Here is a 13,882-nt window from a genome sequence, read left to right as displayed (position 1 = left end):
GTTCAATGAGATTTCCTGCACGGCCGGCTCAAGCTCCCCCGAAGCTGCCCGAGTGGGACCCCGCTTGGTCCCGAATCGTCGAGGCCACGACACCCGAAGGACCACGCTCCTTCCACGTCCTCGACACCCTCGAGGTGCTGCGCGCCGAAGGGCTCGAGCCCAGCGGCACGATCCTCGCCCTGCACGGCAACCCCACCTGGTCCTACCTGTGGCGGCACCTGGCCCGAGCGACCGTGGACGCCGCCCGATCCGGGGGGCGCGTGTGGCGCCTCATCGCCCCCGACCACCTCGACATGGGCTTCTCCGAGCGGCTTGACCATGAGTCGCTGCCGACTCCCCACGGCGCCGAGGTGCGCCGCATGTCCCAGCGCATCGACGACTTCGACGCCGTCGTCACGCCTCTTCTCGCCGAGGTGGCAGGCAGTGCCGCCGCCCGCGACGCTGCCGTCGGCGCTGAGACCACCGGGCACGACGGGCCGGCGAACGTCGAGCACCCGGTCGTGACGATCGGTCACGACTGGGGCGGAGTCCTGTCCCTGGGCTGGGCGGCACGCAACACCGATTTCGTCTCGGCCGCGATCAGCCTCAACACGGCCGTCCACCAGCCCGAGGATGCGCCGATCCCGGCACCTCTGCGGGCCACGCTGGCAGGACCGATTCTGCCCACGGCGACCGTCGCCACAGACGGGTTCCTGCGGGTGACGATGAGCCTCGGCGATCTCGATCCCGCGATCAAGGACGCCTTCCGCTCCCCCTATGAGAATGCTTCCCGACGCCATGGGATCGGCGGATTCGTCGCCGACATCCCCGTCGATGAGAACCATCCGTCCTTCTCGGAGCTGCAGCGCATCGGCGCCGACATCGCGGCCTTCGACGCCCCTGCCCTCCTCGTGTGGGGGCCCAAGGACCCGGTCTTCCTCGAACGCTATCTGCGGGATCTGCGCCAGCGCCTGCCCCAAGCCGATGTGCACCGCTTCGAACTGGGTTCGCACCTGGTCAGCGAGGACTATGATGTCGCCGGCGTCGTCACCGACTGGCTCGAGGCCCGGTTCCCCACCGACGGAGCGTTCCCCACCGACGGAGCTGGAGCGAACCCTGCGGACACATCCGGCGAGAACGCAGCCGCTGCGGACACATCCGGCGAGAACGCAGCCGCTGAGAACGCAGCCGCTGAGGACGCGACAGCCGCACCTCCTGCGCGAGGGGTGACTGCGATCCTCGACGCTCGCCGCGATGACGAGACCGTCGCCTCGGTGGATTTCTCGCAGAACCCGGCCCAGCAGATCACCTGGCGTCATCTCTGGCACGTATCGACGAGCATCGCGGGCGGCCTGCTCGAACTCGGTGTGCGTCCCGGCGATCGGGTCTCCATGCTCGTTCCGCCGGGCAATAACCTCACCGCCGCCCTCTACGCCTGCCTGAAGATCGGCGCGGTCGCGGTCGTCGCCGACGCCGGACTCGGGCCGAAGGGCATGACGCGGGCGACCACCTCGGCGGATCCGGCCTGGATCATCGGGGAACTGCCCGGACTCGGTCTGGCCCGAGCCTTCAACTGGCCGGGCCGACGCATCTCCGTGTCCCCGCTGGGTTCGGTGCAGGCCAAACTGCTCAAGGTCGACACCAGCCTGACGGCGCTGTCGCGCACCACGCACCACGCACAGCTGCCCACCCCGGCGGCCACCGACGATGCGGCGATCCTCTTCACCTCCGGGTCGACGGGACCGGCCAAGGGCGTGCGCTACACCCACGGCAACATCTCCGCCTTGGCTGCGGTGCTGACCAGGGTCTTCGATGTCAAAGAGGGCACCGGCCTCGTCGCCGGGTTCCCGCCGTTCGCCCTCCTGGGACCGGCCATCGGGGCCACCTCGGTGACTCCGGACATGTCCGTGACGAAGCCGAAGACGCTCACGGCCGGCGCGATCTCCGATGCGATCATCGCCGGCCACGCCACGATGGTCTTCGCCTCGCCCGCCGCGTACAAGAATGTCGCGGCCACCGCCTCTGACCTGAACAAGGAGCAGAAGGCCGCGTGCGCCCGGGTCGAACTCGTGCTCTCCGCAGGTGCACCCGTGCCGCTGGAGCTGATGGATGCCATCGCCGAGGTGTTCCCGAATGCGAGCATCCATTCGCCCTACGGCATGACCGAGGGGCTGCTGCTCACCGACATCGACCGTGCCGGAGTGACCGCGGCCGAGGCCACGCCCAACCTCGGCGTGTGCGTGGGGCGGCCCATCGACGGCGTCGAACTGGCCCTGGCCCCCGTCGACGCCTCGGGCTCGTCCGCGGCTACCTTGGAACAGGGGGCCGAGGCACAGGGCCGCTTGAGCGAATTCGTCGTCAGCGCCGCCCACATCAAGTCCGGTTATGACAACCTCTGGGCCACCACCGCAGCCTCGGCCCATGATCATCTCGACGGTCGAGCCTGGCACCGGACGAACGACGTCGGCCACATCGACGCCGAGGGCCGGGTGTGGCTCGAAGGCCGCCTGCAGCATGTGGTCACGACGCCGCGCGGACCGGTGGGCCCCGGCGGCCTCGAGGCGATCGTCGATTCCGACGCGCAGGTCAGCCGCAGCTCGATCGTCGGCATCGGTCCGGCCGGCACCCAATCGCTGGTGGCCGTCCTCGATGCCGAGGGGGCCGATCTCTCCCCCGGTCTGGCACCGCTGGATCTGACGGCGAGGCTGCGGGACCGGGTCGCCGAGGTCGTCGGTCATGATCTCACCGCGGTCCTCGTCGCGCCCACGTTCCCGACCGACATCCGCCACAATTCGAAGATCGACCGATCCCGTCTGGCGGCTTGGGCCGATCATGTCCTGGCCGGCGGCTCGGTGCGCACCAAGGTCTGAATCTCGTCTGTCTGAGGAGTCCCAATGAAGATCACCGTCACCGGCGCCTCCGGGCTCCTGGGATCGTCCGTCGGCCGCGCGCTTGTGGCAGACGGCCACGAGGTCACGACGCTGCAGCGCCGCCCCTCGCAGGTGGCCGGTGCCCGCGACGTCATCGGCACCGTCACCGATCCGAGGAGTGTCAGCGAGGCTCTCACCGGCGCCGAGGCGCTCGTGCACTTGGCAGCGAAGGTGTCCATGATGGGCGACCCCAGTGAGTTCGAGGCCGTGAACATCGGCGGCACGCGCACCCTCGTCGATGCGGCTCTGGCCGCCGGTGTGCAGCGGATGGTGCACATCTCCTCGCCCTCGGTGGCGCACACCGGTGATTCGATCATCGGCGAGGGTGCCGGCCCGGCCTCACCCGAACTGGCCCGCGGAGAGTATGCACGCACGAAGGCGGCCGGCGAGCTCATCGCATTGGGTGCGGATTCCGTCGACTTCAAGGTCCTCGTCCTGCGCCCGCACCTCATGTGGGGGCCGGGCGACACGCAGCTGACCGAACGCGTCATCGACCGTGCCCGAGCGGGTCGGATGCCGATTCTCGGGTCGGGCGCCCCGCTCGTCGATGCCCTGTTCGTCGACAACGCGGTCGAGGCCATCGCCGCCGCCGTCGACGCCGTCGATGTCACGCACGGCGAGTCGCTGGTGGTGACGAATGGTCAGCCGCGCCCCATCGGCGAACTCATGTCGCGGATCGCGATCGCCGGCGGCGCCGAGGTGCCGAGGCTGAGGGTTCCCGTGGGTCCGGCGCTGGCCGCCGGGTCGGTGGTCGAGAAGGTGTGGGACCTGGGCGAGCACGATGATGAGCCTCCGCTGACGAGGTTCCTGGCCGAACAGCTCTCCACGGCCCACTGGTTCGACCAGCGCCGCACCCACGAGGTCCTCGGGTGGAAGCCGCGGGTCGGCATCGAAGAGGGGCTCGAGATCCTCGCCGCTCACTACATGGGATCAGACTCAGACACGGAGTGAAGCCGCGCGAGTTCAGCTCTTGGGGGCCGGTCCCCCGGGGACGGTTTCGTCTCCGGAATCGTCGCCATCCGACGACTCGTCAACATCTGTCGATTCGCGGTCGTCCCTCGCCTTGTCTGCTTCGGCGGATTCGCCGTCGTGCCTCGACCCGTCACCATCGGCGGATTTCCCGTCGGACTCGAAGCCAGGGGCGGACTCGAAGTCAGGGTCGGGCTCGGGCGGCGCGTCTTCCGTCGAGCCCACGGACGCTCCGGGCTCTCCTGTCGGAGGGCTCTCCAGGGATGATCCCGTCGCCTCTTCGTCGACCTCATCCGGTGCCGATGTCTCCGACTCTCCCGGGCCGGCGCCGACACCGGTGTCCCCGTCCTCGTCCTGTGCAGCCTCGTCAACACGTCGCTCGTCCTGTGCCGTCTCGGCCTCGTCTCGCTCGTCCTGCCCGCTTTCGACCTCGGTCGGTTCCGCCTCGATCGAGGACTCATCGGACTCCTGAGAGGCTGCGTCCGGCTCGGATCGGTCGCTGTCATCGAGACTCACACCCGCCTCGGCGGCCAATCGGGCACGACGCTCGGCGCGCGCGTTCGCCCGCTCCTCCTCGCTCATCGCCGGCTTCGCCGGTGCTGCGTCCTTGTTGCTGGGCTTGACGACTTCCCAGATGAGGAGGACGACGACCATTGTGATGCCGACGGTGGCACCCATCAGCAGCGAATTCCACGGGCGCGGCATCGAGAAGAGGTCGGCGAAGGCGTTGACGCAGAACAGGGCGCCGATGCCGATGATCAGAGCGACGAGGTATCTCATGGTCCCATTGTGCCCTGTGTTGGTCCGCGAGCGTCGAAAGTCGGCACAATGCCTGTCGTGACACTCCCGCGCCGGCACATGAATCGGCACGCCACGGAGGCGAACCCGACCATGCTCATACGCCAGAACCGGTTCGCGCACAACCATCACGAACCATGAATTCGCTGCCGTCCACCTCGGCGAGGGCATGTGCAATGAGTCACAATGGGATCATGAACACGATTGCACAGGACCAACCCAGCTACGACGACGTCATCGCTCGGATCGACGCCGATCCTGAGGGATTCTGGCTCGAACAGGCCAGGGAGCACATCGATTGGGTCTCGGAGCCGACTCGGGCCGTCGACGATTCGGAGGCCCCGATCTACCGCTGGTTTTCCGACGGAGAGCTCAACGTGTGCTTCAATGCCGTCGATCGTCACGTCGCGGCCGGTCGCGGGGACCAGGCGGCCATCATCTACGACTCCCCCGTCACCGACACGATCCGCACGATCACCTACTCCCAGCTCCTCGACGAGGTCTCCCGCTTCGCGAGGGCACTGTCCGACAAGGGAGTGGTCAAGGGCGATCGGGTCATCATCTACATGCCGATGGTCCCGGAGGCCGCCATCGCCATGCTCGCCTGCGCCCGCATCGGCGCCATCCACTCGGTCGTCTTCGGCGGGTTCGCCCCGAACGAGCTGGCCGTGCGCATCGACGACACCGCCCCGAAGGCCGTCATCTCGACCTCGTGCGGGGTCGAGAAGAGCCGCACCCTCGAATACAAGCCCATGGTCGACGAAGCGATCGACATCGCCGAGAGCAAACCCGAGTTCACCGTCATCGTCCAGCGCGACGAGCACCGCTGCGAGATGGGCGAGAAGGACCTCGACTACGCCGAAATGCTGGCGAACACCCCGGAGGGCATCGATCCCGTCACCGTCAGGGCCACCGATGAGCTCTACGTCCTCTACACCTCGGGCACCACGGGCAAGCCCAAGGGCATTGTGCGCGATTCGGGCGGCTACGCGGTCGCCCTGGCCTACTCGATGCCGTCGATCTTCGGACTCGACCCCGGCGACACGATGTTCACCGCCTCCGACGTCGGCTGGGTCGTCGGCCACTCCTACATCGTCTACGCACCGCTGTTGGCCGGTGTCACGACGGTCCTGTTCGAGGGCAAGCCGATCGGCACCCCCGATGCCGGCACCTTCTTCCGCATCATCGAAGACCACGGGGTCAACGTCCATTTCACCGCACCGACGGCGATGCGCGTCGTGCGCAAGGAGGACCCGAACGGCGAGCTGATCAAGAGGTACGATCTCTCCAGCCTGCGGGCGGAGTTCCTCGCCGGCGAGCGCCTCGACCCCGACACCTATGAGTGGACGACGAACATCCTCGCCGAGGCGACAGGACGTGACATTCCGGTCGTCGACAACTGGTGGCAGACGGAGACGGGCTGGCCGATCGTCGCCAACCCGCTCGGTCTCACACAATTCCCCCTCAGGGCGGGCTCACCGACGAAGCCGGTCCCCGGCTACCATGTGGAGGTACTCGACCCCTCGGGCAAGCCCGTGCCGGCCGGCGAGGAGGGCCTCATCGTCATGAAGTTGCCCCTGCCGCCGGGAACGATGGCCACCGTCTGGGGCGATGACTCGAGGTTCGTGTCCTCATACCTCGCGGCCTTCGACGGCTACTACCTCACCGGCGATTCGGGGTACCTCGACGAGGACGGATACGTCTACGTCATGGGCCGCACCGACGATGTCATCAATGTCGCCGGCCACCGTCTGTCGACGGGTGTGATCGAGGCTGCCATCGCTTCGCATCCGGCGGTCACGGAGACCGCGGTGATCGGTGTTCACGATGATACGAAGGGCCAGAGCCCGCGTGCACTCGTCGTCCTCGGTGATTCCGCCGAGGCGGGCGATCCGGATACGGTCGTCGCCGAGCTCGTCGAGCTGGTGCGCAAGGAGATCGGCCCCGTCGCCGCGTTCAGACAGGTCGACATCGTCTCCGCACTGCCGAAGACCCGGTCCGGGAAGATCCTGCGCAAGACGATGCGCGAGATCGCCGACGGAGTCGACTCTCCGGCGGTGCCGTCGACGATCGAGGACACAGCAGTCCTCGACGCCCTGGAGCCTGTGCTCGGACGCCGGTGACCTCCGAGCGCACGGCTGAGCATGGGAAGCGGCTGGGTTCTCTTCTGCACAAGGCTGCCGCGACCCTGAGTCCTCAGGACCGGGCGCCGTGTTCGTAGCCCGCTGCGAATCCGTGTTCGAACGCAGCGCCGGCCATCCTGCCCATGCCTCGACGCCGACTGCCGAGGCGATGACCACGATGGTCGGCGCCGTGGACCTCCGGCCCCCAGGCTTCATGGCTGCGGCGGTGGTCGAAGCGTCCTTCGTCCGCGAGGCCTTCACCCCAGTCCTCGCGTGAGCCCCAGCCACCACGCGGACCCCACCCGTGAGGTCGGTTCCGGTCCTGCCGTGGGCTCCATTCCCGCCTCGGCTTCCGGTCGCCGGAGGGACCGAACCCACGTCCGAGACCATACTCTCGGTATGTGGCGGCCCCGCCAGCACGAGCGAAGCGGCGCGCGAATTCGCGACGAGCCGCGTAGCCGCGTCGGCCGGCGAACTCTCGACGGTCATTGCACTCATCGTCGGCACCTTCCGCGTTCCTGCCGAGCGTGTCAACGATTCTACTCAGAGAGTCTGTCAGGGTTTCGAGTTCTTCGTCCGACAGCGCCTCGTCGATCACGGCATCGACCTCTTCACGGATCGCCCGGCCGCGGTTTCCGAACTCCCCGGCTGCAGCTGCGGCAGCGAGTTTTCGGCGCAGCAGGCGGCTCGCCTGCTTGAGAAGGTCCGTCAGGTCCGGGCCCTCGTCGCGGAGCTCGGAACGGTCAGCTTCGACAGAGCCTGCCCCGTCGAATTCGTTTTCGTCGTTCATCTTCGCACTCTCCTCATTCAGATCCTCACTGCGTTCATCAGCACGTTCGTCACGACCTGATTGGCCGCTGAAGCTGCTGTCATTCTCTCTGTCGCTGTTATGCGAGTTCATGCCATCTCCTTTACTTGTTATTCGACATGTATATGTAGCATGACATGCACTCGCAAAGCATGTCAATAGACATGTAAAATCGAAGTATGAGCAGCCAGGGGAAGAACGATCAGGGTATGGGCGCGGACGATGCCAGCCAGAGGATCGCCGAGGCGCTGACGCGCCTGCAGTGGAGGCGCGGGCCCGGTGGCGGCCCGCGCGGATTCGGGCCGCCTTCAGGCGCACCTGGTTTCGGTGGCCGTCCCGGATTCGGCGGTCCAGGACGGGGAGATTTTCCGTTCGGGCGCGGTCGGCGCCGACACGGCAGCGAAGATGAACGTTCCTCTCACGACCCGCGCGGTCCACTCGGAGAGGACGCACCCCGCGGCGATCGCCGTCATGACAGCGATCGTGGTCGACATGACGACGAACACGATTGGCGAGGCAACTTCGGAGGCGGTCACCTCGGCGGACGGGCGCAGCTGCGACTGCTCATCGCCCTCGCTCAGGCCGGGAGGCCTCTGGGCGTCAGTGCGATCGGTGAGGCGATCGGCGTCGACCAACCTCGGGCCTCTCGCCTCGTGTCACAGGGCGTTGAGCTGGGGCTGCTGCAGCGCGAAGTCGATCCCGAGGACGCCCGTCGCACACTCATCGCACTCACGGACAAGGGCCGTGCGATCACCAGCAGGTTCCGAGGAGCTCAGCGGGAGAGCGTCGATCAGGCCCTCGACGGATTCAGCGATGAGGAACGTGCTCTTCTCGCGCAGCTGCTCTCACGACTGGCCGACGCCTGGCCCCACTGAGGGACCGCTCCCCTCCGAGGGGCCGTTCCGCTCCGAGGGGCCGTTCCGCTCCGAGGGGCCGCTCGATTCACTTCTCGGCGAGGGCTTTCAACCTCTCCAGCGACTCCAGCAGGTTCGCTGCCTTCGTCGACTGCGCACGCGGCAGCCGCTGAGGATCTCTCAGTTCGGTCCAGTCGTATGTCTGTCGAACCAGACTTGAGCGGTCTCCGGTCGCTTCGATCTCCCATATCCACTTGTGCCCGAAGGGGTCGCCGCCGACCTCGGAGGGCTTCCAGGCGATGAGTCGGGCCTCCTCGAATTCGACGATGTGGTTCTCACGGTCCACGCCTTTGGTCAGAGTGGTGACGAAGGAGCTGCCGACGCTGGTCACCCGCTGCCCCTGAGCGGCGTAGCCCAGGTTGTCGTTGCCGTCCCACTCGGGCTGACGGACGGGGTCGGCGATGAGCTCGAACACCTCGGCCGCGGGAGCGGCGATCTCGAGCTCGACGCTGACCACCTTGAGCTTCGAGTCGATCGTGTCGAAGATCGAGGCGTCGATCGTCTCCGTGCTCTCGGCAACGGTGGTGGATTCTGGTGTCTGTTCGGTCATGGGGTTCCGCCTCTTCGCGTGGCTCCGGATCAAATGGCGGGCAGTCCGCCGCCAAAGTGCAGTCGAGAACAGGATACACAGGGTGTGTGCGGACCGAGGTCTGACGACGGTCGGTGCTCGATGGGCAGTCCCCGATGGTCAGTCCTCGAGTGCCCGATCCTGTCGCTCGGCGCGCAGCGCGGCCGTGCTGAACCGTGTGAACAGCCTCGAGGAATCGCTCGACAACGACAGGAGCACCGCGACCTGCATCGCGATCGTCGTCAGCGCGTACATATTCGTCGCGAGGTCACGGTCGCCGGTGAAGTAGTTCGTCATCGACACGACCACCGACACCGTCGACAGAGTGAGAATCCACAGTCTGGCGCGGTTGCTGCCGCGGAAGACAGAGATGCTGGCGAGGACCTGCAGGCAGCCGGTCAGCAGACTGAGACCGATGAGGACTCCGGCGGCGATTCGGGTCGCCACTTCGTCGCCGAGGGGCTCGATGTCTGCACTGAAGTCGACGACCTCGGTGCGGAATCCGTTCCAGTCCAGCAGCGTGCCCAGCACGTCCCAGGCCTGGAAGACGAGGAGGACCACCACGAGCGCGGCACCGACGACCGTCTGCAGCGGGCGCCTGCTCCACAGGGTCTTCGTCACCTCCCTGACCGAACGGGCGTCGGCATAGATCTGGGTCGCATCAAGGGCCAGCTCAAGACGCTCCGGGGTGTCGGAATCATCAGCGGCGACCTCGCCGACCTCGATGATCGGCAGGTCACCGTCGGTGATGATCGCGTCGCCACCGCCGTTGCGGGAATGGTAGCCGGTAGAGAAGTCGCGGACGCGCTGGACGACGACGGAATCGTCGGCCTGCGCCACCGTATCGACGATGTAGTCGCGTTCGACGTCGGTGTTCTCTTCGATCTTGTGGGTGAACTGCAAGGTGAACAGCGAGATGCCCACGCTCTTGTCATAGGTGCCCGCGGCCAGCCAATCCGCCTGGTGACCACCGGGGAGCATCCACCCGGAGGGGCATTTCCAGAACCGGACATGGTGACGCTGCCCGGGGTCACCGTCGACCTCCTGTTGGTACGCGAAATCCTGCCTCCTGCCGAAGAGCAGCAACGGCGACACCGGGGCCCGTGGATAGCTGCGCCGCGTCAGAGTGGACCTGATGATCTCCCAGGTCGAGGCCGGAGTGATCCCGTCGGCGAGGATCCAGCCCGCCGACTTCATCGCATGATGGATCTGCGCCTCATCGCCTCGCCACGCGAGGTTGACCGGATCGCCGAGCAGACCGTCCGAGGTTCGCGCGCGCCCGATGAAGTAGTTGGGGACGTAGATCTGGGACAGGATGCGATGCAGACGCGGGAGCGCCAGATAGGACACGACCACCCAGAACGCGAGCAGGGTCAGCACCTGCCACCACCCCAGAGCGAACCCCTTGAACAGGATCAGCATCGCCAACCACGTCGACGAGGCCCCACCGAAGAGGAAGAAGAGGTAGTCGAGGACCCCGGTGAGAGTGAATCGGTGGCGTCGGAAAGCGAACGGCTGTCTGTGCCGCCGCTTGTCGGAATCGCTCGGTCGATCCTGCCCCGAGTCGGGTGTCGTGGTTCCGGAGGTCATGGGACAAGCTTAATGATCGCTGCGGGCTGCGGACTGGGAACCCGTTCAGTCGGTCAGTCGATGCGCCCGACGGCGGTTCAGAGTCGCTGTCGCAGTTGCCGCGACCTCGAGATTCTCATCGGAGCTGAGTTCTGCGATGAAATCATCGGCTTCGTCGCCCGGGATCTCGATGAGGACCTGGAGCACTCGGAAACGCACTTTCGCTTCCGGCGACCGTGCATGTCGGCGCAGATCGGACATGATCCGGCTCGCAACCTCGGCGTGCACCCCCGCATCCTGGTCCACCTCCGCACCCTGGGGACTCTCGCCAAGGGCTCCCACGGCTCCCACGTCCGGGGTTTCTTCGACTGCGGTCCTCGTCTCGCCTGCGGCCTTCTTGATGAAGGCGGCGAGCGCCTCGGCGGCTTCGATGTCCTTGGGACCATCCATGGCGAGGTCGAGCAGATCGGGCACCGCCGCCTGGTCCCCCATCCGCCCGAGGATGAGAGCGGCGTTGCTGCGCACCTCGAGGTCCGTGTCGCTGAGGCCGGAATGCAGTGCATCGGTAATGCTTGCCTCGGCGACGGGCCCCAGTTCGCTTCTGGGGGTGTTGCGGCGGATCTCGTCGAGCGCCTGCAGCGCATTGCGACGCACGTCGACGGACAGGTCGTCCATTCCTTTCTCCAGGTATCGGACCGCCTCGGGCCCCGACTGCGCCAGAGCCCAACGCATGGCTCCGGCCGCGTTGAGCACGGACTCATTGAGGACGGCCGCGGACAGGGATTCGACGGGCACAGCGCCGTCGACGCCACTGCCCAGCGCCGCCTTGTGGCGTTGGATGACGTCGCGTGATTCGAGGGAGCGCATGAGATCGATGGTCAGCAGCAGGGCCTCACCGTCGGCATGGTGGAGCCGGTCGATCTGTTCGAGGTGCGCGAGCAGCTCCTGTTCGACCGCGATCCGTCGCTTGGAAGCCTCGATGAGATCGTACATCAGATGGCTGGGATCGAATGCGGGATCGGAGAGGACGGGTCCGATGTCTGCCAGCGACATTCCGAGCTTACGCAACCCTTCGATGTGGAAGATGCGTCCGATGTCGGCGGCCGAATATTCCCGATACCCGTTCGAGGTGCGCTCGCTGGGGTCGACCAGCCCCAAGGATTCGTAGTGGCGCAGCATTCGAGCACTCACACCGGAACGCCTGGCCACTTCGCCGATCAGCATTCGCACCTCACTCTCGCCTCCACTATAGACAGGTGACGCTGTCGTGGCTCGGCGATCGACACACCCGGTTCAGGAGGAACACACCCAGTTCATGAGGAAGGAGCCCGAGGTCTCGCACGCAGCGCTGCACGAGCTTGCCCCGCCCGGCAGTGCCGTCCCGCTCGACCCTTCCCAAAATCGACCTATGCTGAGGCCTCGGACCCCAGTGCGACCACGCGCTTGGCCTCGCTCAAGGCATGAGCGAAGCCGGCGTCCGGATCGGTGAACATGTCCCGGGTCGCCATGGCGTGTGTCCGCACCGTCTCTTCCTCTGCCTGCAGTCTTCCATCGAGCACTGACACGAGGTCCTCGCCCAAGGTGACGATGGCTCGACTGAGGCTCTTCTGCGTCTCCATGTCACCCCGTCCGAGCTGTGTGACCAGGGACGATGCCAACCGCTCTCGGTCATCTTCGGGGACAAGCGCAACGGCGGCCCTCCACGCGCTGCGAGCCACCTCGATGTCGGAATGAGCGATCAGTTCGTCTCCGATGGCTCCCGGGTCCATGGCCTCCCAGCCGCGGGGATCTCCGATCTTCGACAGCGTGTGCAGAGCCTGCCCCTGGGCCTGCGGCACATCTGATCTCAGCTCGGCGATGAGCACCTCGACAGCCACCTCGGCAGACATCCGAGTGATTGCCCAGGTGAGCATGTCACGGACGAAGAAGTCCGGCTCGGTCCTGCAGCGCTGGATGAGCGCGCCGAGGTGGCGGTCCTCGGCCGTGATCCCGACGGACAGGGCCGCCTGCAGTCGCTGCTGCGAGGCCGGCGACGACAATGCTGCGACGATGGGATCCTGTTGCGGCTGCGGCTGCGAGACATGCTGCGTGGCCTTATCGGTGATGTGTGGATTTGTCATTGTCTCCACCTCCTTGAAACCAGTGAAGACCTTGACATCGTGTCAAGGTCAAGCCCGGATTGAGATCAGCGCCCGGTGGAGCCTCTGAACGCTCAGCCGCCGATCGACCAGTGTCCGCTGGAGGCGGGCGATGCACCGTCACCGCTCGAACCGTTCCCCGAGCCACCGCCGCCGGCCCCCACGATTGCCAGCGTGGCCACAACGGCGACGACAACGATCATCATGACGACCATCCCGATCACGCCCACAAGGCACCCGAACAGCCGAGATCTTGGATAGCGTCGTCTTGCAAAAGCCATAGCCCGATCGTAGCCCGCTCCCTCATTGCCCCGCCTGCACACGATGACGCAGAGTTGGAACATCGGCGCGCCATCGACGGAACACCGGAGAAATCCACTTCCGTGATTGTTTCGTGACAAAAGGCACGGCGTGGACACATGCATCCTTCAGTTTGTTGCATTATCGTTATATTCATGCCTGGACAGACCCGACACCGCAAGGACCACCGGTCCGTGCTTCGTGGTGCCCTGATCGGCCTCGGAGCAGCAGTGATGGCATTGGCACTGGCTGCCGTCATCATCATCAAAGCGCCAGTCTCCTTCGGCTCCACCACAATCAGGCAGATGCAGATGGCTTCAGTGAACCAACTGACCGAACAGCAGATCGACAATGCCCGACTCATCATCGGCATCGGTCGCGGCGGCGACTTCGACGACCGGGCGATCAGAATCGCCCTCATGACGGCCCTGCAGGAATCCTCCCTGCGCAACCTCGACTCGGGTGACCGCGATTCGGTCGGCCTGTTCCAGCAGCGCCCCTCACAGGGCTGGGGCGACCCGGAACGGCTCAATGACCCCTCCTACGCCACGAAGTCCTTCTACGGAATCAATCCGGAGATCGAGAACCCCGGCCTCGACCAGATCGAAGACTGGCACACGATGAGACCCACCGAAGCGGCACAGGCCGTGCAGCGATCGGCTCTGCCCGATGCCTATGGGCAGTGGAAGTCGCTGGCCGACGACCTCATCGGCAGTCAGGACGACGTCGAAGCCCTGAGCTGAGCAGGGAGTCCTCTGACTTCATGGGTCGAGCCGCACATCGACC

At 66.2% G+C, this 13,882-nt stretch carries 12 protein-coding genes; 5 read left to right on the top strand and 7 right to left on the bottom strand.

The window, feature by feature from the left end; all coding sequences use genetic code 11:
• Nucleotides 1-5: 5 nt before the first annotated feature.
• A complete protein-coding gene (locus tag BKA07_RS04545; RefSeq protein ID WP_167949846.1) occupies nt 6-2,849 on the top strand; it encodes an alpha/beta fold hydrolase in 2,844 nt (947 codons plus the stop codon).
• A 24-nt stretch (nt 2,850-2,873) separates the two neighbouring features.
• A complete protein-coding gene (locus tag BKA07_RS04540; protein ID WP_167949845.1) occupies nt 2,874-3,860 on the top strand; it encodes an NAD-dependent epimerase/dehydratase family protein in 987 nt (328 codons plus the stop codon).
• A gap of 12 nt (nt 3,861-3,872) precedes the next feature.
• On the opposite strand, the gene BKA07_RS04535 is transcribed toward BKA07_RS04540, so the two are convergent.
• Nucleotides 3,873-4,658 carry a hypothetical protein gene (locus tag BKA07_RS04535; protein ID WP_167949844.1) on the bottom strand — a complete coding sequence of 262 codons (786 nt, stop codon included), beginning with the start codon at nt 4,656-4,658 and terminating at the stop codon, nt 3,873-3,875.
• A gap of 212 nt (nt 4,659-4,870) precedes the next feature.
• Between BKA07_RS04535 and BKA07_RS04530 the strand changes: the two genes are divergently transcribed.
• Nucleotides 4,871-6,799: an acetate--CoA ligase gene (locus tag BKA07_RS04530; RefSeq protein WP_167949843.1), complete on the top strand. Its 1,929-nt coding sequence runs from the start codon at nt 4,871-4,873 to the stop codon at nt 6,797-6,799.
• Between the two features lie 73 nt (nt 6,800-6,872).
• Here BKA07_RS04530 and BKA07_RS04525 read toward each other — a convergent pair whose 3' ends face one another.
• Nucleotides 6,873-7,589, bottom strand: coding sequence for a hypothetical protein (locus tag BKA07_RS04525; protein ID WP_167949842.1), 717 nt, complete (start codon nt 7,587-7,589; stop codon nt 6,873-6,875).
• Between the two features lie 197 nt (nt 7,590-7,786).
• Here BKA07_RS04525 and BKA07_RS19200 point away from each other — a divergent pair, with 197 nt between their 5' ends.
• A complete protein-coding gene (locus tag BKA07_RS19200) occupies nt 7,787-8,482 on the top strand; it encodes a MarR family winged helix-turn-helix transcriptional regulator (protein ID WP_245161836.1) in 696 nt (231 codons plus the stop codon).
• A gap of 67 nt (nt 8,483-8,549) precedes the next feature.
• Here the strand turns inward: BKA07_RS19200 and BKA07_RS04515 are convergent, their stop codons facing one another.
• The 5 genes from BKA07_RS04515 to BKA07_RS04495 form a co-directional block, all read right to left on the bottom strand.
• A complete protein-coding gene (locus BKA07_RS04515; protein ID WP_167949841.1) occupies nt 8,550-9,071 on the bottom strand; it encodes an SRPBCC family protein in 522 nt (173 codons plus the stop codon).
• Between the two features lie 138 nt (nt 9,072-9,209).
• Nucleotides 9,210-10,679: an LssY C-terminal domain-containing protein gene (locus BKA07_RS04510; protein WP_167949840.1), complete on the bottom strand. Its 1,470-nt coding sequence runs from the start codon at nt 10,677-10,679 to the stop codon at nt 9,210-9,212.
• A gap of 45 nt (nt 10,680-10,724) precedes the next feature.
• On the bottom strand, nt 10,725-11,882 hold the full coding sequence (locus BKA07_RS04505; RefSeq protein WP_167949839.1) for a MerR family transcriptional regulator: 1,158 nt from the start codon (nt 11,880-11,882) through the stop codon (nt 10,725-10,727).
• 182 nt (nt 11,883-12,064) lie between these two features.
• Nucleotides 12,065-12,778, bottom strand: coding sequence for a HEAT repeat domain-containing protein (locus tag BKA07_RS04500; RefSeq protein ID WP_167949838.1), 714 nt, complete (start codon nt 12,776-12,778; stop codon nt 12,065-12,067).
• A gap of 92 nt (nt 12,779-12,870) precedes the next feature.
• Nucleotides 12,871-13,077, bottom strand: coding sequence for a hypothetical protein (locus BKA07_RS04495; protein WP_167949837.1), 207 nt, complete (start codon nt 13,075-13,077; stop codon nt 12,871-12,873).
• Nucleotides 13,078-13,251: 174 nt separating this feature from the next.
• On the opposite strand from BKA07_RS04495, the gene BKA07_RS04490 reads away from it, so the two are divergent.
• Nucleotides 13,252-13,839, top strand: coding sequence for a peptidoglycan-binding protein (locus tag BKA07_RS04490; RefSeq protein ID WP_209043862.1), 588 nt, complete (start codon nt 13,252-13,254; stop codon nt 13,837-13,839).
• The last annotated feature ends 43 nt before the right edge of the window (nt 13,840-13,882 follow it).

The sequence above is a fragment of the Brevibacterium marinum genome (assembly GCF_011927955.1).
Lineage (GTDB): Bacteria > Actinomycetota > Actinomycetes > Actinomycetales > Brevibacteriaceae > Brevibacterium > Brevibacterium marinum.
The sequence above is the reverse complement of the archived record's forward strand: the minus strand, read 5'-3'. Positions and strand labels throughout refer to the sequence as shown.

What these genes read in the sequence shown, in the direction of transcription:
- BKA07_RS04545 (WP_167949846.1), top strand. Translation starts at nt 6, where the DNA reads ATGAGATTTCCTGCACGGCCGGCTCAAGCTCCCCCGAAGCTGCCCGAG.
- BKA07_RS04540 (WP_167949845.1), top strand. Translation starts at nt 2,874, where the DNA reads ATGAAGATCACCGTCACCGGCGCCTCCGGGCTCCTGGGATCGTCCGTC.
- BKA07_RS04535 (WP_167949844.1), bottom strand. Translation starts at nt 4,658, where the DNA reads ATGAGATACCTCGTCGCTCTGATCATCGGCATCGGCGCCCTGTTCTGC.
- BKA07_RS04530 (WP_167949843.1), top strand. Translation starts at nt 4,871, where the DNA reads ATGAACACGATTGCACAGGACCAACCCAGCTACGACGACGTCATCGCT.
- BKA07_RS04525 (WP_167949842.1), bottom strand. Translation starts at nt 7,589, where the DNA reads ATGAACGACGAAAACGAATTCGACGGGGCAGGCTCTGTCGAAGCTGAC.
- BKA07_RS19200 (WP_245161836.1), top strand. Translation starts at nt 7,787, where the DNA reads ATGAGCAGCCAGGGGAAGAACGATCAGGGTATGGGCGCGGACGATGCC.
- BKA07_RS04515 (WP_167949841.1), bottom strand. Translation starts at nt 9,071, where the DNA reads ATGACCGAACAGACACCAGAATCCACCACCGTTGCCGAGAGCACGGAG.
- BKA07_RS04510 (WP_167949840.1), bottom strand. Translation starts at nt 10,679, where the DNA reads ATGACCTCCGGAACCACGACACCCGACTCGGGGCAGGATCGACCGAGC.
- BKA07_RS04505 (WP_167949839.1), bottom strand. Translation starts at nt 11,882, where the DNA reads ATGCTGATCGGCGAAGTGGCCAGGCGTTCCGGTGTGAGTGCTCGAATG.
- BKA07_RS04500 (WP_167949838.1), bottom strand. Translation starts at nt 12,778, where the DNA reads ATGACAAATCCACACATCACCGATAAGGCCACGCAGCATGTCTCGCAG.
- BKA07_RS04495 (WP_167949837.1), bottom strand. Translation starts at nt 13,077, where the DNA reads ATGGCTTTTGCAAGACGACGCTATCCAAGATCTCGGCTGTTCGGGTGC.
- BKA07_RS04490 (WP_209043862.1), top strand. Translation starts at nt 13,252, where the DNA reads ATGCCTGGACAGACCCGACACCGCAAGGACCACCGGTCCGTGCTTCGT.